Consider the following 21,508-nt stretch of genomic DNA (forward strand, 5'->3'; position numbering starts at 1 on the left):
GCTATAACCAGCCGAAACCGGTCACGGCGCAAACCCTTCGGCTTTACCACAGACCGAACGGATCGAAGAGGCCGCCGCCGTCTCCGTTGCCGCTCTGACCCTGGCCGTTCTGACCCTGGCCATTTTGGCCGTTGCTACCGTTCTGCTTTTGGGTTTCCGAGCGGTTGCTGCCCTTGACGTCGGTTTCCTTCTGATCGAGGGTGACGTCGACGTCCATGGTCTTGCCGCCGCGGACGATGGTGAGCTTGACCTTGTCACCAAGGCTGGCCGCACGGACGTAGCCAAGAAGCGCGGAGCTGCTGCCGACCGCCTGGCCGTTGAATGCCACTACGGTGTCGTTGGCCTTCAGACCGGCCTTCTCCGCCGGGCTGCCCTTGACAATGGCCGAGCCGCCGGTGGCAGGCGTGGTGATCTGCGCGCCGCCACGGGTGATGCCATCAGCCTCGACGTTTGCGGACTTGATGGTCACGCCGAGCATCGCATGATCGACGGAACCCTTGGAAACAATCTGGTCGGCCACACGCTTGACAAGGTTCGACGGAATCGCGAAACCGATACCGATCGAGCCGGACTGGCCCGAGGACGAAGAGGCGGAGGCGATTGAAGAGTTGATGCCGATGACCTGGCCGGCCATGTTGAAGGTCGGGCCGCCCGAATTGCCCGGGTTGATGGCGGCATCGATCTGAACCGCGTTGGTCACGATTTCGGAATTGTTGTCGTCCATCACCGAAACAGGGCGGTTAAGCGCCGAAACGATGCCGGTGGTGGCGGTGTCGTCATAGCCCAGCGGGTTGCCGACGGCCATCACGTTCTCGCCGACCGCAAGCTTGCTGGAATCCGCGAACTCAACCGGCTTAAGGTCACTCGGAGGGTTCTGCAATTGCAAAACGGCAAGATCAGTGGTGTTGTCGGAGCCGACAACAGTCGCCTTATATATCTGGCCATTGGAAAGCGTGACCTGAATGGTCTGGCCGCCGGAAATGACGTGGTTGTTGGTGACGATGTGGCCCTTGGTGTCAAGGATCGCGCCGGAACCCTTGGCGACGCCCTGCGTAGTGCCTTGGCTGATTTGCGTGGTGATGGAGACCACGGAATCGGAAACCTTCGACGAAACACTGGCCCAGTCCGGAGCCTGGCCGCCCTTGACGGAGGCAGTGCCGGAACCGGACTTGTTGGAAGCGATACCGGACATTGAACTGGAAGACGGGACGTTGACCCAACCGTTGGAAATGGCCGCGTACCCGACACCCAGACACAACACCGCCGTGACCACGGCCGCGACGATCGCGGTGACCACATTGCTGTGTGACTTGGTCTGAGCGTAACCGTTTGCGTCACCATAACCGCCGTTTGGCATGCCCGGTCCACCGAAGTTACCGCCGTTGGGACCTGACTGGCCAGGCACACCGTTATAGGAATTGCCGTAACCGTTGTTGTTCTGATTGCCGCCATCGCCGTTCTGCCCGGCATTCGGATTCTGCCCCTGACCGGAGCTGCCGAAAATACCGTTCCACGGCATGCCCGGAGAACTAGCCGGACCGTTGTTTATAGGTGTGTTTGCCCCGGACCCGTTGCCACTTCCATATGGCGCATTCGCATTGCCATAGTTGTTGTTGGCGGCGTTGCCGATGTGATCGGGCAGGGGGCCGTAGGCACCGTATTCCGGAGCCGGCCGGTACGGGCTTGAATCATTGTCGGAATTGATCGAAGTGGTGTCCGTCGAACTTGCGTTGTCAGGACGGTATCCTGTGGTGAACACTTCTGTCGGCGTGGTGTTGATGTCTTTCGTATCCTGGGTTGTGGTGGATTGCGCATCGCCAGGTTCGTTGCTGTCGGTGTTGCCTGTCTGCGAACCGGCGTAACCGGTATTGCCGCTCTCCGCACTCGCACCATTGCCGGCGTAACCGCTATCGTTAGTAAATCCCGACGTCGTGTTCGCGTCGTCACCCGGACGTGCAGGCTGACTGCCGCTCCACTCGTCTTTGTTGTCCTCAGCCATTGCTGCTCCTTATATTTTTCCGGATGGACACGGCACCGAGCACTTCTCTGCCGTTCCACCACCTCTGAACCGCTAATAACGAGTAAAGGCAACCGGTCTGAACGTTTCCTGAACGTTTATTGAAAGGAAGTTTCAAACCTCGTTCCAATCTCCTGATATCCTCGCCGAATCCCAGTTCTTTGGCAATTTTATAGGCCCCCATAAACCGAACCGTCACCTAACAAATTGCGGCATGGCTTCGCCTAAGGTGAACTTAGGACCAACTTTCGTCGCACGATGCGGCCCGCGCCGGGCACTACGCGACGACAAAGCGGACAATACGGAATTGCGACAACGGGAACGGACATGAATATTTCAAGCATTTCAGCAGACAACACGGGTAACCAGCTTGGGGATAAAGACAAAGACGCTGCGTCCGGAGTCAATCCGAACGCGCAAAACCATATTCCAGGTCATAAAGACGTTGCTTCGGAAGCCACGGCATATGCGCAAACCCGTTCCGGCACTTCAGTTTCGCAACTTGCAGCAAGCGATTCAGGGCTGCTCGAGCACCCGCTTGGGGCCGAATCCGGCAAGCCCGGCGATCGCAGCAGATTCTATTTCGAACAGCACACGCGGCTTTCGGATTCCGCCTCCGGCAAGGGACGTGGCGGCGCCCGTTACGGGCGCACCGGAGTCATTCATACTCCACATGGAGATATTCACACTCCCGCTTTTGTGCCCGTCGCCACGCAGGCGGCGATGAAGGGCGTGCTGCCGGAGACCATGAAAACACTCGGCGCACAATGCCTGCTTTCCAACGCGTTCCACCTCTTCGAGCGTCCGGGCGAAGCCGTGATCGACGAGGCGGGCGGACTTGCGCGCTTCGAGAACTGGGACGGGCCTACGTTCACCGATTCCGGCGGATTCCAGGTACTTTCGCTGGGTGCCGGGTTCAAGAAGACGCTCGCGATGGACGTCACCGGCATGAAATCGGACGACGTCATCGCGCCCGGCCGCGAGCGCAAGGCCTTCGTGGATGAGGATGGCGTCACTTTCAAGTCGCCGCTCGATGGCTCCAAACACCGCTTCTCCGCCGAAATCTCCATGGGTATCCAGCACAAGATCGGTGCTGACATCATGTTTGCCTTCGACGAACTGACCACGCTGATGAACACGCGCGGCTATCAGGAGCGTTCCGTCGAACGCACCTTCCGATGGGCGCGGCGTTGCGTCGCCGAGCACCAACGGCTTACGGCAGAACGGGTCGGCAAGCCATATCAGGCGCTCTATGGCGTGGTGCAGGGCGCAAATTACGAGGATCTGCGACGGCGCGCGGCCTCCGAAATCGCCTCGCTCGATTTTGACGGCGTCGGCATCGGCGGGGCCATCGAGAAGCGGGTCATCGGCGACACCTGCGCGTGGATCTGCGACGAAATGCCGGAATCGCGGCCCCGGCACGTCCTGGGGATCGCGGCCGTCGACGATATCTTCGCCTGCGTCGAAAACGGCGGCGACACCTTCGACTGCGTGGCCCCCGCCCGCTGCGCCCGCAACGGCGCCATCTACACGCGCGACGGCCGATACAACATCAAGCGCGCTGCCAACAAACGCGACTTCGGGCCGCTGGAGGAAGGCTGCGACTGCTATACATGCACGCACTATTCGCGCGCTTACGTCGACCACCTGCTGCGGGCGCACGAAATCAACGGCGCGACGCTGGCCACCATCCACAACGAGCGCTTCTTCATCCGCCTGCTCGACGACATCCGCGCCTCCATCGACGGCGGCTATTTCGACGAGTTCCGCGACGAGACCCTGGCTCGCTACTATGCCCACGGTTCCAAAGGGTGAGGCCAATCCTCTCAATCCTGCAATTTATGAACGTTCATTACTTGGCAAAAGGATTCTAGAGCAACCCAAAAGTCCGTTTCCATGCAGAGAGTTCGCCTAATATTTACTTGCTTGGGGGAAACGGGCTCTAAAATCCGCTTGGACGCTGTTTCCCAGACTGACTACACGACCCGTTAAATCGAATAGATTCTGTCTCTCTCCACTAGCACAAGATGTACCATTCGTCACCTTTCCGTGCGCACAAGACGCACTTTGCCGCGCAATACTAGGCCAATCGGTATGATGGGAATGTTCACCGACAACAGGCAGAAGGGCAAGATGGATCTGAACGAGGCGATGACGGAGCGCCATTCCGTACGTATGTATACCGACGAACCTGTCGGCAAGTCCCAGCTTGACGAAATCGCCGCCGAAGTCGAGCGCTGCAACGCCGCTTCCGGCCTGCATTTCCAGATGGCCGCCGGGCTCGAGGACGCCTTCTGCGGCTACAAAACGCATTACGGTCGCTTTAGCGGCGTGCACAACGCCATCGCTCTTGTCACACAAATCGACAAGCCTTACGATTTGCATCCGGCGAAGAAGGCTCATCCCAACACGGATGCCCCGAGAACTTCCACCGAACCAAGCCCGGCTTTGCATACAACCCGACAACCCATCAAATCATCTGGCAATTCGCGCGCAAACGAGCAAGCCGCCGACGCACCTGCTACTTTGAAAGCCGACAAAACGGCTGCAAACACCAATCACGACGACAATTCGCCCGCACAAATCGTTGATCCGATTCCGCCGAAAGAGGCCGAAATCGAGGAAAAGGTGGGCTATTACGGCGAGCAGCTCGCACTGACACTCGTACAGCTTGGACTGGCGACCTCGTGGGCCGTGCTCGACGACGCCGCGACCGGCTGGTGGGAACTTGACCCCGGCGAGCGCGTGGTGTGGATTCTCGCGTTCGGCCACCCGGCGCGGGCCGGTGCCAAACATCACAGCAAGCCATTGGATTCGTTGTGTTCATTGCCCGAAAGTCTTGGACCGGACGCCACGCTTGCCGATGCCCCAGATTGGTTCCAGCGCGGTATCGCCGCAGCCTCCCTTGCCCCGACATCTCTGGGCCAGCAACCGTTCAAATTCACGCTTGAAGACGCACAAATCGCCAGCGCGCGCATTACGCCCGGCCTGTTCGCCCACGTCGGCCTGGGCTGTGCCAAACGCAATTTCGAAATCGGCGCCGGCACCGACAATTTCGTGTGGGCACGGTGACGTTCCCGACTCTTGGACGTTATCGATGGCTTAGCGCGACCAAAAGCACTATTTTCGCCCATTTTCCGTGCTTTTCGTCGCACTAAACGTTCTGAACTTTCCTTTACGCGACCAAAAGCACATTTCCTGACCGTTTTTCATGCTTTTCGTCGCGTCCACGACGCTTCCCGATGCCGCAAGGGGCCAGTCCTTCCCTGCGCAAAACCGAGAATCGGACAACACGCGCCGCTGAAACCCCTTGCGCTCGTCGGCACTGAGCAGTAACCTTATTATTTGTCTGCGAGTATGGCGGAATGGTAGACGCGCTGTCTTCAGGTGGCAGTGAGCGTATGCTCGTGGGGGTTCAACTCCCCCTACTCGCACGCCTAAAAGAACCTCAGAATCGTTGCAATTTCAACGTTTCTGAGGTTCTTCATTTACCAGCAACAGCCCAAAACTTGACAATTTTTATTTTTTCGTTCTGCGGAGCGCCTCATCCATCACCTTGTCAACGTTGCCGGAAACATCGTCAAGATCGGAATCAAAGACATCGCTATAGGTATCCAGCGTCGTCGTCGCATAGGAATGCCCCACCATACGCTGCACAACCTTGACGTCAGCGCCGGAGCTCACCGCTATGCTTACCGCCGTGTGCCGCAGATCATGGGCACGAATCATCGGAAGTCCCGCGTCCCTCAATGCCTTGGCGAACCAGCTTCTGTTGTTCTTGGCAGTGCTCTGCGGACGCATATACCCGCCACGCCTATCGACAAACACCAAATCACCAGGTCGCTTGCCTTAGACCAGCGGACGAAGTGCTTCCTCCACCGCGTTCGGCATCGGGACTTTTCTGGACTTTCCATGTTCCGGGGTACCAAGCGCGACCTCTGAACCTGATCCAAACGCAACGCCTTATCCGGCGGACTTATGACGCCTCCCGACATTCATCAGTCGCAGTCCATGTATATGCGGAAAAAGACACTAATGTGTCGTGCATTACTATTATGCTTACGCTCTGTACGAGTTCTTTTAAGAGAGGATGCCATTCCGCGACGGAACGGCATCAAGGGAGAGGAACATGACTCGACCGGCACCTACAGGACCAGCGTTGGCGGAGGGCCTCGCCGACGCGGCGAACCTTATCGGGGCGGCCCTCGCCCTTCAACGGCAGATCAACTCGGTACAGCTTTCCAAACAAGGGCGGATGGCCTGGGAGATACTTACCAAGAAGCGCAGCAAAATGCTCACCCATCGCATCGAACTGATCTCGACAGCGATCCTGTCGGCGCTGTTCATCGCCTTCCTGGCGTTCATTCTCTTGGCGGGCGGAAGCATAGGCGCCGAAGGAATCTACACCCTTGTCTGCGCTTTCCTTTCCATCTTCCTTGACTCGTTCATCATCGGTATGATACTGGCTCCGATATTGGGCCCGATGCTGCGCCGCCGCGAGCAGCCGATATACAACGAGGCCTACGGCGCATACCTCCAGCAGGTCACGCCCTTCAGGCAGCGCCTCGCGCAGGTCCAACGGGCCTACGCGGACAGGGTCGCGCCCTGGTACCCGCCGGAATACAGCAGCGTGGAGGCATCGAGCTTCATGGGCAAAGCCGTACGGCAGGGACGGGCCAACACTCTCGGGGAGGCCATCAACCTGTACGAGAACCACATGCACCAGGCCCGCGTGGAGCAGCAGCAGGAAACCGCCAACTTCCTGGCGTCTGAACAGTTGATGGCCACGTACTTGGCAGGAAGCGACATTTCGGACGCCGTGGACCGGAACACAGAGGCCGTGAAAACACATTCCGGGACTACCAAAATATACGAGAATTACGACATTCATATCTGAACCTCAGCCATTTAGGAATTTGCATCAAAGAAACACACCGATCCGGTCACAAGTACTGGAACAATAACAAACAACAACCAACAAAAAGAAGGAATATCGGTCAAACACACTCCGCAGCATGCGTTGAGGACACCCCGCACGCGCTCACGCGCCAGTGGCGGAATAAGGCTTAGCTTCGTTATTAAGAGGATGCCCCGCACGCGCTCACGCGCAGGCTCACCGCCGTCGGCGCACCAGCATCCAACGGCCACACGGCCTCCGATCAAGGAGTAAGCGATAACGAGCGGCACATGGCCCACGAACGCCTGGCAAGGCTCGACGCCCCGCCGGCGCCCATTGCCGGCTTTGTGCAGACGTTTGACCCGCTGTCGGCGTTCGTCGACAGTCCGGACTCTCCCTACCACCTAGTGCGCATGAGCTTTTGAGGCTCCGGCCGCCGTGCCCTCAAAAGCGAAACGGCGGCCATCGTAATTGCCAATCAACAATTAGATGGTGAGTGGGGGAATTTCAATAAGGATTTTGCTAAATGGATACACAAGTCTATAGATGTTTCCTTTAACAGTTCGACCCCATTCACATACTCGGTCTACGAAAAAAGCCTCACCGGTCTTTGTACCATAGACAAAGGCGACGAGCCCGACGACGCCAAAGGCTTCCTCGTCCGCGCGGACGCCGACGGGCATGCGCAACCGCAAGTCCTTCTCGACACCGTGAAGACCAAGGGCGTCAAGGTCAAGGATTGACAATCAATGGATGGCGTCGGGTGAAGCGAACCCGGCACATCACGATTTGAACCGACCCGCATTCTGGAGCTATAAAAAGCTCACGAATACAGGCCTTCTTTCCCCCGCCACGCGTAATATAAGCCAGACTCCGCCGTAGGGCCAATCGGACCGATAACATTCTGACCAACCGGAAACAACAGCATTGCACTTCTAAATAGAATTCAGGCCGGAAGAATATGACCATCGAAAAGGCTACGATTTTATAGGGTTATGACTCGGCATTGATTGTGCTATGGAAGAGAAACCAGCGCTACTCGACCCCGCACATACCAAATTGCGAAAAGCCGACAAAGGAATACCTCATGGATAACGTACAACGACGAGCTCAAGAACTTCCTTATCATTATGACGACCCTGCAATAGTGGGCGATCAGTGGAAATATCAGGAACTGCTCTACGACTTCAACCAACTGCACCCGACGGATACAGCAGGCAAAAACGAACTGCGAAGAAAATGTTCGCTGAAATCGGCCCTGATTGCCATATCGAGGTTCCGGCACATGCGACTTGGGGATTCCATCACGTGCATATGGGCAAGGGCATCTATTGCAATAGCAATTTCACTGCTGTCGATGATGCCGATATATTCATCGGCGATGACTGCATGTTCGGCCCCAATGTCGTTATCGCGACGGCGGGCCATCCGATTCTGCCGATTTTGAGAGAGCACCGTTATACGTACGCGATTCCCGTCCACATCGGCTGCAACGTATGGATCGGTTCGGGCGTAACGATTCTTCCCGGTGTCACGGTAGGCGACAATACGGTTATCGGAGCAGGGGCGATTGTCAACAAAGACCTTCCGCCGAACGTTGTCGCCGCTGGCGTTCCCTGCAAGGTATTGCGGCCAATTGGCGAACGGGACAAGAAGCTTTATTCCCGTAATCGAAAACTTGATGTCACGGAGTAAATAACCGTTTCGTAATTGCACCCTGCCATTTTCCTGAAAGCAGTGAATAGAACCAGCCGAAACCATAAGCACCAGAGCATCAGGCATCGCCTAGACTCCAAATACTTCACTGGTACAAAACCGGTTTCCTTACGCTTTTGAAGCACCGGAACCCGTACCGCATTCAACGTCCGGCATAATGGAACTGGACGGCTTCTGGAAACGTTGAGATTACAACGATTCCAGGACCTCAAGTTTTTACATAGGCTCTGGAATAGAACAGCACGAAACACATACTTCCACACGGCCAAACCCCAGCTATAAACCAAATATCCCGGTCTATGACCCGCGTTCGTACGACGTCGTATCCGCAACCAACCGCCTCATCCTTGGTAAACTGGGTCCGTGATTTCAACATCGTTGTCGTCGTTTCTGGTCAGTGCAAAAGCCGCCACATACGCCGCAGAAAAACCGGTTACGTTTGAACCTGCATTCCCCGGATCGCACGAGTTCAGGTTCGCGAAAGACAACCTGCATTACCGCGATATCTACTACGGCAGTTTGCATTTTGCCGGCCAAGAAATCGTAGAGGACGAGTCACGAGCAATGTGGTCGATGGTCTATTCGGGCGGAATACTGAGCAACAGCACTAATCCAGACAATAAAAACAGAGACGGCAACGCGACAGAAATTTACCGGTTCCTGAAACTTGCGCTGCGAAAAGTAAGCTCTGACGCACCTTATCGTGGACCAGCATCATTCGAGGCCGGTGAATATCGTTATACAAACCGGTACATTGGCGATATATCAGATTTCAGCGGCGAGGAAACCATCTACGCCGGCTCATTGCCCGTTTATCATCTGCACTATTCCGGCGGCTCCTTGCAATAGCCGGATGTCAGTACGTGCAATCGGAACATATCAGCTCATTTGATTACTGTTCAAAAGTCAAATTTGCGAACCGTTCCAAGAAATTCCATAACCCAATAATTTTATATATGACAAAGGGCCGACGCGAAGGTGGAAATTTCCTTCGCACCGGTCCTTTGAGCAGATGAGAGACCGTTCAATCCGACGTGGGAGAACCGCTTTTACGGCTTGGCCATTCTATCGTAGTCAGATTGGAGATCGCCGTTTAGTGGCGCTTTTTGACGACGAATACGGTAAGCGCCGAACCAGCCGCCAGCAATATCATCAGCACGACGAGCGGCAAGATCACGTTCGAGCCCGTCGTAGCCAAGCCACTGGAAGCACCGTCCAAAGAGGACTTGCCGGCCGACGACGCGGAACCTTGGTTGCTGGAAGCGCTGTTGCCTACGGCGCTGGACTGACCCGTTGCGTTGCTGCCGGAAGCCGAACCGCCGTTACCAGTGGAAGATGAACCTCCATTGCTGGAGTTGCCACCATTGGTCGAGCCGTTGCCGCCAGCGTTGTTACCCGAAGTCGAACCACCGTTACCGTTATTGTTGCTTGTGGTAGAACCGCCGTTGCTGCCGGAGTTCGAACCACCATTGCCGGAGTTTGACCCGTCGTTGCTGCCATTACCGCCGCCATGGCTTCCATTACCGTCACCGTTGCTCCCGTTACCATTGCCGCCGTTGCCCGGCTGCGGTGTCACCGCCACGGCCTTGACCACCGTGACATGAGCCACCGCCGAATGCGAAGGCTCAGCCTCCCCACGGGTCAACGCAGGCAAAGAGTACGTCACATCGTATTTGCCGGGCTTGGAGGAATCCACGCTACCGGAAACGGTCATGGCCGAGAGCGGCACATTTGACCCATCCGCGGCCGTTGCCGACACGAAGTTGTCCTCTGGCTTCCAGGCAGTCCCCTGCTTGATCGAGCTGTCCTTGACAGTCACGTTCGACTTGTCCGTCACCTTCACGTTGGACACCGCTGAAACGGTATCCCCGGCCGAGTTCTTCAGCGAGTAGGTCACCTGGAACGTACCAGCCTTGGAGGTATCAACCGCGTTGGCCCCGTCGACGGTCACGCCATTGAGCGCCACCGCGGCACCAGTCTTGTCGTTGGCCGAAACGAACCCAAGCGACGGATCATACGGCTTGCCGGCCGTCAGATCAACGTCCTTGGCCTTGACGCTCGTCTGATCCAACGCGTAACTCAATGTCACGTCGGTCGCCTGGCCGGCATCACCGAACGTGCCAGTCGCGGAAATCGCACCGGTCATACCCGTGAAGAAATAGGTCTTGTCAGCGCTGAAAACGTTCGCGGGCGAAGGTATCGTGTACGGCTTGCCAATCGGGCTGCTACCGGCGGTCAGCGTGGCCGGGTTGTCAATGGCTGCGCCGCTCTTGTCCTTCAAACCGGTAAGAGCATGGCCATTGGAATCGACGTAATGCACCGTCACGTCCGAATAGACCGTGACCGTGGCTTGGGTCGTCAACTTGCGACCTGCCCGATTTGTGAACGCATAATCCACCGTCTGAGGACCAAGCTTGGCGGGGTCGATCGGGTTGGTGACCACGACCTTTGAATCCTCGTACGGCACGTCTGTGCCGTTGGCGTCAGTGGCGGAAACGAAGTTCGCCTTACCCGTCCAACTTCCGTTACGCTTCAGCGCAGAGTTCTTAACCTGCAAATCGGACTTGTCGGTTACTGTGACCTTCGAAACGGCCTGAACCGGGTTGCCTTCAACGTCGGTGAGCGTATATGCCACCGTAAAATCGCCGGCTTTGGTGGTATCGACCTTGTCGGCATCCTTCACCGTGACATTGGAAACATTAAGGGCATTGCCGTCCTTGTCCGTAGCCGAAACCAAGCCGTCGGCCGCACTATAGGAGTCGCCGGCGCTGAGATTGAGGTTCTTGGCCTTGACGCTCGTTTGATCCAGACCATAGACCAAAGCCACATTCGTGGCCTGGCCGGCATCACCAAACGTGCCGGCGGTGGAGGCCGCGCCCGTCATGGACTTGAAGAAATAGACCTTGCCGTCGGCATGTATGATGGCGGGTTGGGGAATCTGATAGTTCTGACCGACCTTGCCGTCGCCGCTGATTGTGGTCGGGTTGGCGATGGCAGCACCACCCTGGTCCTTTACATTCTGCAGATCGTGCCCCGCAGAATCGGTATAGCGAACAGTTACATCTGAATAGACCGTCACCTTGGCCTGCTTGGTCACCGCGTTGTTATCGGCGTCCTTCACTAAGTAGGTGATGGTATACGCACCGAGTGTGTTCGGGTCGAAGCCGCCGTCATTGCTAACGCTCACCTTGCTGGTCAGGTTGCCATCCTCGACATCATTCGCGGTCACGCCGTCAAGAAGCCACTGATTCCGGTCGGCAACAGCCGTTCCCTTTTTCAGCGTCTTATCGCTGGCCTCGATATTGGGAACGAACCCCGTGGTATCACCAATCTGGTAGACCAGAACCTCTGAAATACAATCATCAAGATTTGTTACGACGTTTTTGGTTGTGGTTTTGTATTGCCATCTGACTTGATACTCGGCCGGATTCGCCGCGGTGCCGATATGAGGAGTCGACAGCTTGTAAAGCGGCATCAGCCAAGTGTCGGATATGCCATCGGGTATCGAAATCGTCACGCTACCATCAGGATTCTTGACCGCCGTGATGCCGTACTTTGTCTGCATCTGGGAGGCAGTCATAAGCGTGTTGTTGCTGAAATGAAGGTCTTTGAAACGGAAATCATTCAGATTCAGCGACACATCAGGACCTTGAACGCTCAGGGTATAGCTCCTGCCTAGGTCCGGTTTGGTGGCATCGCCCGGGTCGATAACATTGTACAAAGCCATATAAGGCTCGTTTGGGGTGAAGTAACACTTATTATTAGAAGTCGATGCGTAATTATCTGGATCAGGGTACGCTTTTCCATAACTTCCACAGCCTGGAGCCTGAGCATTGGGATGACTTGTCGTTCCCGAAGTGTCAATCCATAAGGTCTTATAATGCGGATTTTGTACATCTATAGGCGTCGTTGTCCCACCGGATACCGCGCTGGCCGTTATGGTGTTATTGTCCGTCGCTACATTTTGGAAACGCACATTGATAAAGAAATCAACACTGCCCGGAACCGTCACATCCTTGGTCAATGTGAACGTAACGGTCTTAGAAGTGGCATCCTTGCTAAGAGTCCCAATCGATGCGACACCGGAATCGTTAAAGACAACGTTGTTCCAATCCACGGCGTCTCCGGGAATGGAGATCACCAGCTTGTCACCATTGCTCAACGAACTTCCCGCATCGAGTACGAACTTGACATGCAGCACAAGCGCCTGACCTGAAATTCCAATGAATGAGGCATTGTCGTCAGACTGGTTGATAACGCTAACTTTCGCATTATTAAAAGCCGTAGTTGGGGTATAGTCCCTCAACAGTTCCGAGGCTACCTGCGTCGAATCATTCTGTGACTGTTCGCCTGAGGAAGCGCTGGCGGTGGCCACGCCGCCGCACACCGCCAGTAGAGTCGCGATGGCTGCTATCACAGCCGTCACATGCTTATTGATTTTTCTCATGATATCCTTTTTCTCGTTTACAAAGGCCATAGCACAGCAAACCTTTGTATAGGTTTACTTTTTGTGTATTCAGGCCTCAATAAACTTCATTATAAAAAGGATTGACATCAAATCAATAGAACGTTTTTGCCTATTCTGTTTTAAAATGACCTTTCTCGATATGATACAGGGCCGGTATGAAAGTAAATCACCTTCGTGCCGGCTCTCGTCAAGAGGGATAAGATCCCAGCCTGACGAGACAAAACCGTCTTTATAGCTTGACGGATTCCTCATCGCCAGACTGAAATCAATCTTCCATCAATGACGCTTCCTGACCACGGTCACGGTAAGCGCCGAACCGGCCGCCAGCAACACCATCAGCACGACAATCGGCACGATCACATCCGAACCCGTCGTCGCTAAACCGTTGGCTGACTTTGCAGATTGGCCATCTTGACTGGAAGCGGCACCCGCAGCCGGCTTGGTTGCTACTGAAGAGGCGTTGGCCTGGCCATTCGCATTGTTGCCAGGAACAACAGCCGCGGGATTGCCACTTACTGGAGTGTTGTGGGAATCCGCCGGGTTGTTGTTCGAGCCATTGCCGGAATTTGCGTTCGCAGACGCGCCAGACGTTGAGGTGCCGCCAGCATTGCTGCCGGAAGTTGAGCCGCCGTTGCTGGATGTCGAGTTGCCATTACCGGAGTTGCCACTGTTGTTCGAGCCATTGCTGCCAACGTTGTTGCCCGAAGTCGAGCTGTTGCTACCGTTATTGCTGCCAGAATTCGAACCACCATTGCCGCTGTTGCTGCCGTTGCCTCCGTTGCCAGGCTGAGGCGTTGCCGCCATGGTCTTGACCACAGTGACATGAGCCACCGCCGAATGTGAAGGCTCGGATGCCGTCTCGCCGCGAGTCAGCGTGGGCAAAGCATAGGTCACATCATATTCGCCAGGCTTGGAAGAGTCCACACTTCCGGTGACCGTCATCTTTGAGAACGGCACATCGGTGCCATCGGCGGCCTTAGCCGACACGAAGTTGTCCTCCGGCTTCCAGGCAGCCCCCTGCTTGATCGAGCTGTCCTTGACGATCACGTTCGAGTTATCAATCACCTTCACGTTGGACACCGCCGAAACCGTGTCACCTGCCGAGTTCTTGAGCAAGTAGGTCACCTGGAACGAACCCGCCTTGGAAGTGTCGACCGCACTGGCCCCGTCAACGGTGACATTGTTCAACGCCACCGCAGCACCGGCCTTGTCGCTGGCCGAAACGAACCCGAGCGACGGATCATACGCAGTTCCGGCGATAAGATTGACATCCCTTGCCACCACGCTGGTCTTGTCAAGGTTGTAGCTCAACGTCACGTCGGTCGCCTGGCCGGCATCACCGAACGTACCAGTCGCGGAAGTCGCACCGGTCATGCCCTTGAAGAAATAGGTCTTGCCCGAGGTACGCACGACAGCAGGTTGGGGAATCTGGTAATTCTGACCGACCTTGCCGTCACCGCTGAGCGTGGTCGGGTTGACGATAGCGGTCCCGTCCTGATTCTTCACGCCCTGTAGGGCATTGCCATCGGAATCGGCATAGTGAACCGTGACATCCGAATACACCGTCACCTTGACCTGCTTGGTCACGGTATTGTTGGCAGAATCTTTGACTGCGTAAGTGACAGTATAGGTTCCGTTGGTGTTCGGATCGAAACCGCCATCATTGCTGACGATGACTTTACTGGAAACATCACCATCCTCTACATCACTGGCGTTGACACCATCACGAAGCCACTGATAGCGGTCGCCCGTGACGGTTCCACGTTTCACTGTTTTGTCATTAGCCGCAATATAAGGAATGAATCCAGAAATACTGTCTGAGTTCTGGTAGGTCAGCATCGCTGTCCAATCCTTGACAGTGGCACTACTGTTATTGGTGGAGTTGTATTTCCAGTTGACGATATATTTCACGGGAGAAGCAGGTGAACCGGCAACGGGGGTCGAAACCTTGACCACGACACTCAGATAAGTATCGCTAACGCCATCGGGAACTGAAATAGTAACGGTACCATCTGAGTTCTTCGTTGTGGTGATGTTGGCCGAGTTCTTCAGATCAGTGGCCGTCATCAAATTCGAGTCATCCTTGAACCAGAAGAAACGGAAATCATTAACGTCGAGTGATGCGGTACCACCGAGAGCGCCTGAAGCTTTCAATGTGTAACTACGGCCCGTATCGTTCTTCGTGCTGCCCGCAGGGTCAATAACATTGAAAATCGACATGTACGGCTCATTCGGAGCATAGTACGTGGTGGAAGGGAAGTTGGTATCCCGATAAAGCATGTTATTCGGTACGGGGAATTTGTTGGTCAATGTACCCGTGTCAGGAGCTTGGGCACGCGTATCTCCAGTCAGCGAGGGAGGGGTAATGTATCCTGCACGGTAATGAGGATTAATCACATTGACAGAGGTGGTCGTCCCGTCCTTGCTTACAGCAGCTGCCGTAGCCGTCTGAGTATCGTTTGCCTTGTTAAGGAATGCAAGGTTGACATCGAATTCAAACGAACCGGCTCCTGTCAAATCACGGGTAAACGTGAGTGTAACCGAATGAGTGCTGCTGTCCTTGGCAAATTGGCCGACTGCTGCCGCGGTCATGCCGTTCCATGTCACTCCGTTCCAGTTGACAGCGTCTCCCGGCAACGTAATGACAAATTTATCTCCCGATTTGATTGAACTGTTATTGTTCAACGTTAAAACGACATGGAAAGAGGTACCTTGGCCTTGTAAGCCATTGAATAACTGGTTGTCGGCACTTGTATTGGTAACACTTACCCTCGTATTGCCAAAAACTGTTGCCGGATTTTCGTCTTGTGCCGTCGGCTTCTGTGCTACTGATTGTGTTGTCGAGCTGGCAGGGGCATTCTCGGCGTTTGCCGAAACCCCAACTCCAAACATTCCCAAGAGTGTGGCAACTGTGGCAGCCGTCGCTATGGGAATTGTTATTCTCCTAGGGATACTCATGTATTTCCTTTCTTCAATCTGAAATGAAGGAACTCAAGAAAAACCTTTTGTCTTATTAGACTTTCCTTGGTTTAAATCCCTTCAACGCCCATGCTAAAATGGTTTTACGCACGTTCATTATTATTTTTTTATTGGATTTGTTTTAACGATTTTTACGGACGTATTTATCGATTTGCCTTTAAGAAAGTATTACTTTTGCGGAATTTTTTGTTCTAGCAACCGCACTTTGTTCTAAATTTTTCATTCGTATTACTATAAAACAAACGATTTTATGTGTTTACCGTTGCCACGGGATGGGGCATTATATTCCTTTGCAAGCTTTCTAATCACAAAAGGAGGGGAATAGCATGTTTCACAAACTAACGGGAAACCGGCAGTTCGATCTGCAAATCAACCGATTCGCACCAGGGTACGACACGGATCCGGAGGTCAAGCACGACGTCGATAGCATCGTTCCGGACCTGACGAGTACTGAAAACTGGACCCGAGCATGGGAGGGTTTGGCGAGCGTCCGAGAATTGAAGGGTGATTACGCGATAGCATCCGGCTACTATGCCGCTGCAGCATTCTATGTCTCCCAGGTCAACGACTTCCAGCGCAAAGACAAACTGGTACGTCATTTCCGCGAAGACTTTTACAAGGGATGGGAGGGCCCCGATCTCGACCGCCGCGAGATTCCTTATGAGGATACGCTTCTTCCGGCGGTACGCGTTAACGGGAATGATTCGGAAAAGACGCTGGTCGTCTTCGGCGGGTTCGACTCGTACCTTGAGGAACTGGTCAAATGGACCAAGCCCATTCAGGATGCGGGCTATACGGTCATTATGTTTGACGGCCCCGGACAGGGAAACTCGTTGCTGCGCGGCACGCACCTCACCCCAGCGTGGGAGAGGCCGACCGGATGTGTCATGGACTACTTCAACGTCAAGCACACTGCGGCCATGGGCATCTCGCTGGGCGGGCTACTCGTGCTGCGAGCTGCGGCCTTCGACAAGCGCATCGACCAAACCATTTCCATGGACATTTTCTACCGAGCCCTCGATGGCATCACGATACGCATGTCAGAACCAGTCGCAACGGCTTTCCTGAAACTGGTCAAACGACACGATTCCAAAGCGATTGACCGGCTTGTCGACGAGGCCACCAAAAAGGATATCGACATTGCATGGAAATTGCAGCAGGGTTGCCTGCTCACCGGCACCAAAACGCCTCATGACATGCTGTATGCCTTCGAGCGGTTCGACTTCTCCGGCTTGGGGCCGCTGATCAACCAAGACGTCCTGCTGCTCGCGGGAGAACACGACCAGTACGTGCCTTTGAGCCGCCTCAGCCAAATCGAAAACGAGCTGGTAAATGCAGCCTCGATAGCTTCACGCGTATATACGGCCGAAGAGAACGCCGATGAACATTGCCAAGTAGGCAACATGCCACTTGCCATGAATGAGATCAGAAACTATCTCACCAAGTCCGAGCAATGAGTCGAGCCGATCCCCAAATTGGGCCGTGCACATGTCTTCAAACGTGTTCACGGCCCTTTTGGATACCGCTCACTTCAAGTTTGCGAGCGGAAAATTTCGTTTTATTGATAAAGCCACTGTCGAAAGCCACTATTGTGGATAAGTTGCAGCGATGGGAAGCAACAAGTTTGATCCTGCATCCGGAATATCACTGCCGGCTTTCAGCCGAGCTTGGGCCCGATCGTATGGAACTGACGGAAGTCGTAAATCAACGGTTTCCATAATTCCGGATCGATACGACCGGATTCGTCCAGCAGACTCGACGCGGCATGAACGCGGAGGGCCTGGGCTTGGATGATGAGGAAATGGTTGTCGGTGTCGTTTTCGATTTTCAGCGTATGGCACTCGATCTGAATGAGGCATTCCTCGACTCGATCGGGCTTGACAAGTTCGGAAGGCTGCGGCGTGAGTCCGGCCGCTGCATACTTGTCGTGGCAGGGTACGGTGCCGTGGAGGTGTCCGGCCCTGCCAGCCGAGTTGCCGGTGAGTTGGCCTAGCGTCTGAATTGGCTTTTGCAAGTGCTGGTCTGCCAGATTGACCACAAGATCGCTGCCATCCTTAAGATTCAAGGCGGTACGACTACCGATATTCATACCAAGCGTGATGGTGGTGCCCAAAGCCCACGCACTGCTCATGGGAGCCAGGTTAGTCGATCCGCCTGGATTGAGGGTGGACAGCAGCACTATCGGGGTGCCGAAATAAAGGGTTTGCGGGTGTATGACGACATGTTGATCTTCATTATGTTGTTGAGTCATGTTGGCATCATGCCACATGATCGCTTCCATCAGTATGGAAATATAAAAGGCACGTTTTGGCAAGTGACGCGCCGGTAGGATAGGTGAGCATGTCTCAAATCAGTCAATATGACGGGCGCGTCGGCATGGCCGGCGGCATCAGCGATCTGACAAGCGTATTCGCAGACCGAACCCGCGCGGAAGTGTGCGACGCACTGATGGACGGATGCGCGTGGACCCCCACGGAATTGCGCCACGCAGTGGGAGTGAGCGCGCCGGCTATGAGCTCATGTCTCGGCCATCTCCAAGATGCCGGTGTGGTTATCGCAATCCGGCAAGGCAAGCACCGTTATTACCGGCTTTCCAGCAGGCAAGCGGCCGACGCGATTGAGACCCTGGGATGCATGTCGGGCTGCAGACTCGAACCGAAAGTCGGATACCGAAAGGTCCGGGCCGACGCGAGGCTCAGGCGGGCACGGACCTGCTACCGGCACATCGCCGGGCATCTCGGCGTCGCGATTGCCGATGCAATGATCGATAAGGGGCTCATCGCCGTCAATGATGGTGGATTCTCACTGACCAAAGATGGCAAAAGCTGGTTCGCGGCGAATATATTCGAGAGCACACGGCCCAAACTGTCAACCTCACCTTGTGTAAAAGCATGCCTAGATTGGACCGAACGACGACCGCATCTTTCTGGAACGTATGGCGCAGCGATGTGTTCCCGCCTGTTGGAAATCGGTGCCGTAACCCGTTATGAGCCGAGACGCGCACTCAAAGTAACCCAAGCAGGCCGTGCCTGGTTCGCTGATTCCCTAGGATTTGATACATCGTCAATGGATTAACGCTCAACCAAGCCCACTTCCCCTCAAATACCCTAAACCACATCTTTAGCAAGCTATCTGCCATAGTTTTTGGACTAAACCATATTTCAATGAAAAACAATCCTTTTATGTAATGCGTTTTTGTTAACAAAATAACAACGTTTGTTCTAGCTAACACAATGTGACACATATTAATATGAAAAATGTTTAAATAGTATGTTCTATTTCACAAAGGAGAGGAGTATGTCTGGACCTAAAAATTCTTTTCCCAAACAAAACGCCATAGAACGTATGGAAAATGCGTTTTGGAAAGCATTGGATCAGAAACCTTTCAGTGAAATCACCGTCGACAACATACTGGTCCGAGCCGAAGTATCACGAACAACTTTTTATTACCACTACTGCAATCTTGAGCAGTTGGCGGAAAACTCGATCGTGCACGAATGCATGCGCAAGGACATGGTTGACCTCATCCATGAAATCGTAAATAGCGACACGTTGGATGACATACCAGCGGCCAAGCCCGAAGTGCTCAACCGTCGATTCAAAAGACTCGAACTCATTGTGGGCCCTAACGGTACGTTAAGGTTCCTTGAATTGATGAAGAAATGTTTTATGACCATAGCCCGCGCTGAACTTGGGCTGGGAGACAAGTCACCGGACATGGAGACGGAGGCCGCTCTTGAATTCGTCGTCGGTGGTGTCGTCTCGATGTTTGAGGAATGGCCCCGTCTCTTCATAAGCTGGCCCGCATCCTTCCCCGGAGACCTGTTCTCACACGCGACCTCAATGATGTCCAAAGTGTTCAGGGAATTGAAGTCGTCGCTGAAAAACGGCAGTCTCGCAAGCTTCTGGCGGGGATACGGTCGAGAACAAGAGCTCAATCTTGGCAGTTAACCACATCATCTTCCAACAGACAAAAATGCCGGGTTCATCATACAGAAACATGACAAACCCGGCATTTATACAGAGTGTGGCGCAAACGTGCGAAACAATGACTATCGAACTATCGAAAAGCCAGCTGGTCACGCTTTCAGCGCCGCAGGATCAAGCTTCTTGTACACGCGCAACGGCATCAATCCTGCCAGAAGGACACACGCGATACCGCACGCCGCGATAATCAGCAAGCCTTTCGTCCCGGAATTCCAGAACCCGGCGTTGTTGAAAATAATGTCACGCAATCCAGAGGCGGCGAAATTCTGCGGCACCCAGGACACCACCCAGTGCTTCCAGAAGTCGGGCAGGACCTCACCGGGAAGCATGCCGACACTGAATCCAAGCCCCACGGTTCCGATTCCGGCCACCATGCCCAGCGGCAGGGATACGTTCGCCAATCCCATAACTGCTAACGTCAGGCCAAGACTCGACAGCCACACGAATCCGACGCCTCGCCCGGGCAACCACTGGTTCGAAGTAATCTTGCGCAGAAGGTCGATGCCCAAAGCGATGAATACCGACATTCCCAAGGCATAAAGGGCCTGTACGCCGATGTTCTTCCACTTCTGGGTATGGCTCGTATAGCGCTTGCGCCGCATCTCCTTGCATATGAACGCGCCCGAAAGCGAAGACATCAGGAAGATGGGGATGACGATGCTGTTCATGCGCATGGCTTCAACCGTTCCCTGCGCTCCTGTATCGGCACCGGTATTCACCAGTTCGGTATCGACGATGGTGTTCTCGTCGCTCAGCCCGGATTGCGCCATCGAAGCCTTCAACAGGTTCGCGATCATCACGTTCTTCGAATTGTCGACCTGCACGTGAATCGTCGGCATCACCGCTTTTTCGGCGGCAGTTTTCTTGGCCGGCCTGGCGTTCTGCTGGGCCAAAGCCGCCTTGACCATCGCCGACTCAACGAGCTGGTTCGCGGCCTGCCCCTTGATGCCCTGTGCCTCAGCCTGCTTAAGCGCCTGTTCCTTTACCGTCGAAAGCTCTGCGCTTTGCGACACAAGCTGCTCGGCATCACTGACTTTCAGGGAAAATTCCCTTTGGCTGAAATCCTTCGGAATGTCAATGGTGGCATAGAAAGCGTGATCATCCTTGGCATGATCCAAGGACCGCCGGCTTGAGAGCTCGGTCACCTTGAAGGCTGAATTCTGCTTCTTGGCAGACTCTTTCATGGCTGTAACAACTGCAGATCCGGCTTCAAGGCTTTGCCCGTTAGGCAGAGCGACCGATTGATCTTCGTTATAAATCGACACCGGGATATCCGTAACATCCATATTGACAAGCGGGTAGAAAAACAATGCCATCATGCACGTCATCACAATCACAAGCCCGACAGGTATGAGCTTCATCCAATCAAATTCTTTGCGCATGCTCATTCGCCTCTCCATATTTCGTACAAGGCCCTTTGCCTTGTAAGCCATCGGAAAGGATA

The 21,508-nt window shown here is 54.5% G+C and carries 15 protein-coding genes and 1 tRNA gene; 10 read left to right on the forward strand and 6 right to left on the reverse strand.

What is annotated here, in order from left to right; genetic code table 11:
- Positions 1-43 precede the first annotated feature (43 nt).
- Complete coding sequence (locus tag PT275_RS07320) at positions 44-1,999, reverse strand: trypsin-like peptidase domain-containing protein (RefSeq protein ID WP_277153740.1); 1,956 nt, start codon at positions 1,997-1,999, stop codon at positions 44-46.
- Between the two features lie 345 nt (positions 2,000-2,344).
- Here PT275_RS07320 and tgt point away from each other — a divergent pair, with 345 nt between their 5' ends.
- The 3 genes from tgt to PT275_RS07335 all read left to right on the forward strand — a co-directional run bounded on the left by tgt (position 2,345) and on the right by PT275_RS07335 (position 5,451).
- On the forward strand, positions 2,345-3,832 hold the full coding sequence (tgt, locus tag PT275_RS07325) for a tRNA guanosine(34) transglycosylase Tgt (RefSeq protein WP_277153741.1): 1,488 nt from the start codon (positions 2,345-2,347) through the stop codon (positions 3,830-3,832).
- Between the two features lie 279 nt (positions 3,833-4,111).
- Positions 4,112-5,089: a nitroreductase family protein gene (locus tag PT275_RS07330; protein WP_277153742.1), complete on the forward strand. Its 978-nt coding sequence runs from the start codon at positions 4,112-4,114 to the stop codon at positions 5,087-5,089.
- Between the two features lie 279 nt (positions 5,090-5,368).
- Positions 5,369-5,451: transfer RNA gene (locus PT275_RS07335), tRNA-Leu, on the forward strand.
- 85 nt (positions 5,452-5,536) lie between these two features.
- On the opposite strand, the gene PT275_RS07340 is transcribed toward PT275_RS07335, so the two are convergent.
- The gene (locus PT275_RS07340; protein WP_277153743.1) at positions 5,537-5,845 is read right to left on the reverse strand and encodes a tyrosine-type recombinase/integrase; all 309 of its coding nucleotides are present in this window, start codon (positions 5,843-5,845) and stop codon (positions 5,537-5,539) included.
- A 301-nt stretch (positions 5,846-6,146) separates the two neighbouring features.
- Here PT275_RS07340 and PT275_RS07345 point away from each other — a divergent pair, with 301 nt between their 5' ends.
- From PT275_RS07345 to PT275_RS07355, 3 genes are all read left to right on the forward strand, one after another.
- Complete coding sequence (locus PT275_RS07345; protein ID WP_277153744.1) at positions 6,147-6,914, forward strand: hypothetical protein; 768 nt, start codon at positions 6,147-6,149, stop codon at positions 6,912-6,914.
- Positions 6,915-8,153: 1,239 nt separating this feature from the next.
- Positions 8,154-8,609: a sugar O-acetyltransferase gene (locus PT275_RS07350; protein WP_277153745.1), complete on the forward strand. Its 456-nt coding sequence runs from the start codon at positions 8,154-8,156 to the stop codon at positions 8,607-8,609.
- Positions 8,610-8,993: 384 nt separating this feature from the next.
- Positions 8,994-9,479, forward strand: a complete 486-nt coding sequence (locus PT275_RS07355) for a DUF5680 domain-containing protein (protein ID WP_277153746.1) — start codon at positions 8,994-8,996, stop codon at positions 9,477-9,479.
- 244 nt (positions 9,480-9,723) lie between these two features.
- Here the strand turns inward: PT275_RS07355 and PT275_RS07360 are convergent, their stop codons facing one another.
- Together PT275_RS07360 and PT275_RS07365 are read right to left on the reverse strand one after the other, a co-directional pair.
- Positions 9,724-13,077 (reverse strand): bacterial Ig-like domain-containing protein, encoded by a 3,354-nt coding sequence (locus PT275_RS07360; protein ID WP_277153747.1) that lies wholly within the window; start codon positions 13,075-13,077, stop codon positions 9,724-9,726.
- A 297-nt stretch (positions 13,078-13,374) separates the two neighbouring features.
- Positions 13,375-15,690 (reverse strand): bacterial Ig-like domain-containing protein, encoded by a 2,316-nt coding sequence (locus PT275_RS07365; protein WP_277153748.1) that lies wholly within the window; start codon positions 15,688-15,690, stop codon positions 13,375-13,377.
- A gap of 49 nt (positions 15,691-15,739) precedes the next feature.
- Between PT275_RS07365 and PT275_RS07370 the strand changes: the two genes are divergently transcribed.
- Positions 15,740-16,078 carry a hypothetical protein gene (locus PT275_RS07370; protein ID WP_277153749.1) on the forward strand — a complete coding sequence of 113 codons (339 nt, stop codon included), beginning with the start codon at positions 15,740-15,742 and terminating at the stop codon, positions 16,076-16,078.
- A gap of 325 nt (positions 16,079-16,403) precedes the next feature.
- Positions 16,404-17,534, forward strand: a complete 1,131-nt coding sequence (locus PT275_RS07375; protein WP_277153750.1) for an alpha/beta fold hydrolase — start codon at positions 16,404-16,406, stop codon at positions 17,532-17,534.
- A 200-nt stretch (positions 17,535-17,734) separates the two neighbouring features.
- Here the strand turns inward: PT275_RS07375 and PT275_RS07380 are convergent, their stop codons facing one another.
- Positions 17,735-18,328: a flavin reductase family protein gene (locus tag PT275_RS07380; RefSeq protein ID WP_277153751.1), complete on the reverse strand. Its 594-nt coding sequence runs from the start codon at positions 18,326-18,328 to the stop codon at positions 17,735-17,737.
- Positions 18,329-18,417: 89 nt separating this feature from the next.
- Between PT275_RS07380 and PT275_RS07385 the strand changes: the two genes are divergently transcribed.
- Both PT275_RS07385 and PT275_RS07390 read left to right on the forward strand, forming a co-directional pair.
- On the forward strand, positions 18,418-19,152 hold the full coding sequence (locus tag PT275_RS07385; RefSeq protein WP_277153752.1) for a winged helix-turn-helix domain-containing protein: 735 nt from the start codon (positions 18,418-18,420) through the stop codon (positions 19,150-19,152).
- A gap of 222 nt (positions 19,153-19,374) precedes the next feature.
- Positions 19,375-20,028, forward strand: a complete 654-nt coding sequence (locus PT275_RS07390) for a TetR/AcrR family transcriptional regulator (RefSeq protein WP_277153753.1) — start codon at positions 19,375-19,377, stop codon at positions 20,026-20,028.
- Between the two features lie 128 nt (positions 20,029-20,156).
- Here the strand turns inward: PT275_RS07390 and PT275_RS07395 are convergent, their stop codons facing one another.
- Positions 20,157-21,452, reverse strand: coding sequence for a hypothetical protein (locus PT275_RS07395; RefSeq protein ID WP_277153754.1), 1,296 nt, complete (start codon positions 21,450-21,452; stop codon positions 20,157-20,159).
- Positions 21,453-21,508: the final 56 nt, after the last annotated feature.

The organism is Bifidobacterium sp. ESL0745 (genome assembly GCF_029433335.1).
In the GTDB taxonomy this organism is placed as follows: Bacteria; Actinomycetota; Actinomycetes; order Actinomycetales; family Bifidobacteriaceae; genus Bifidobacterium.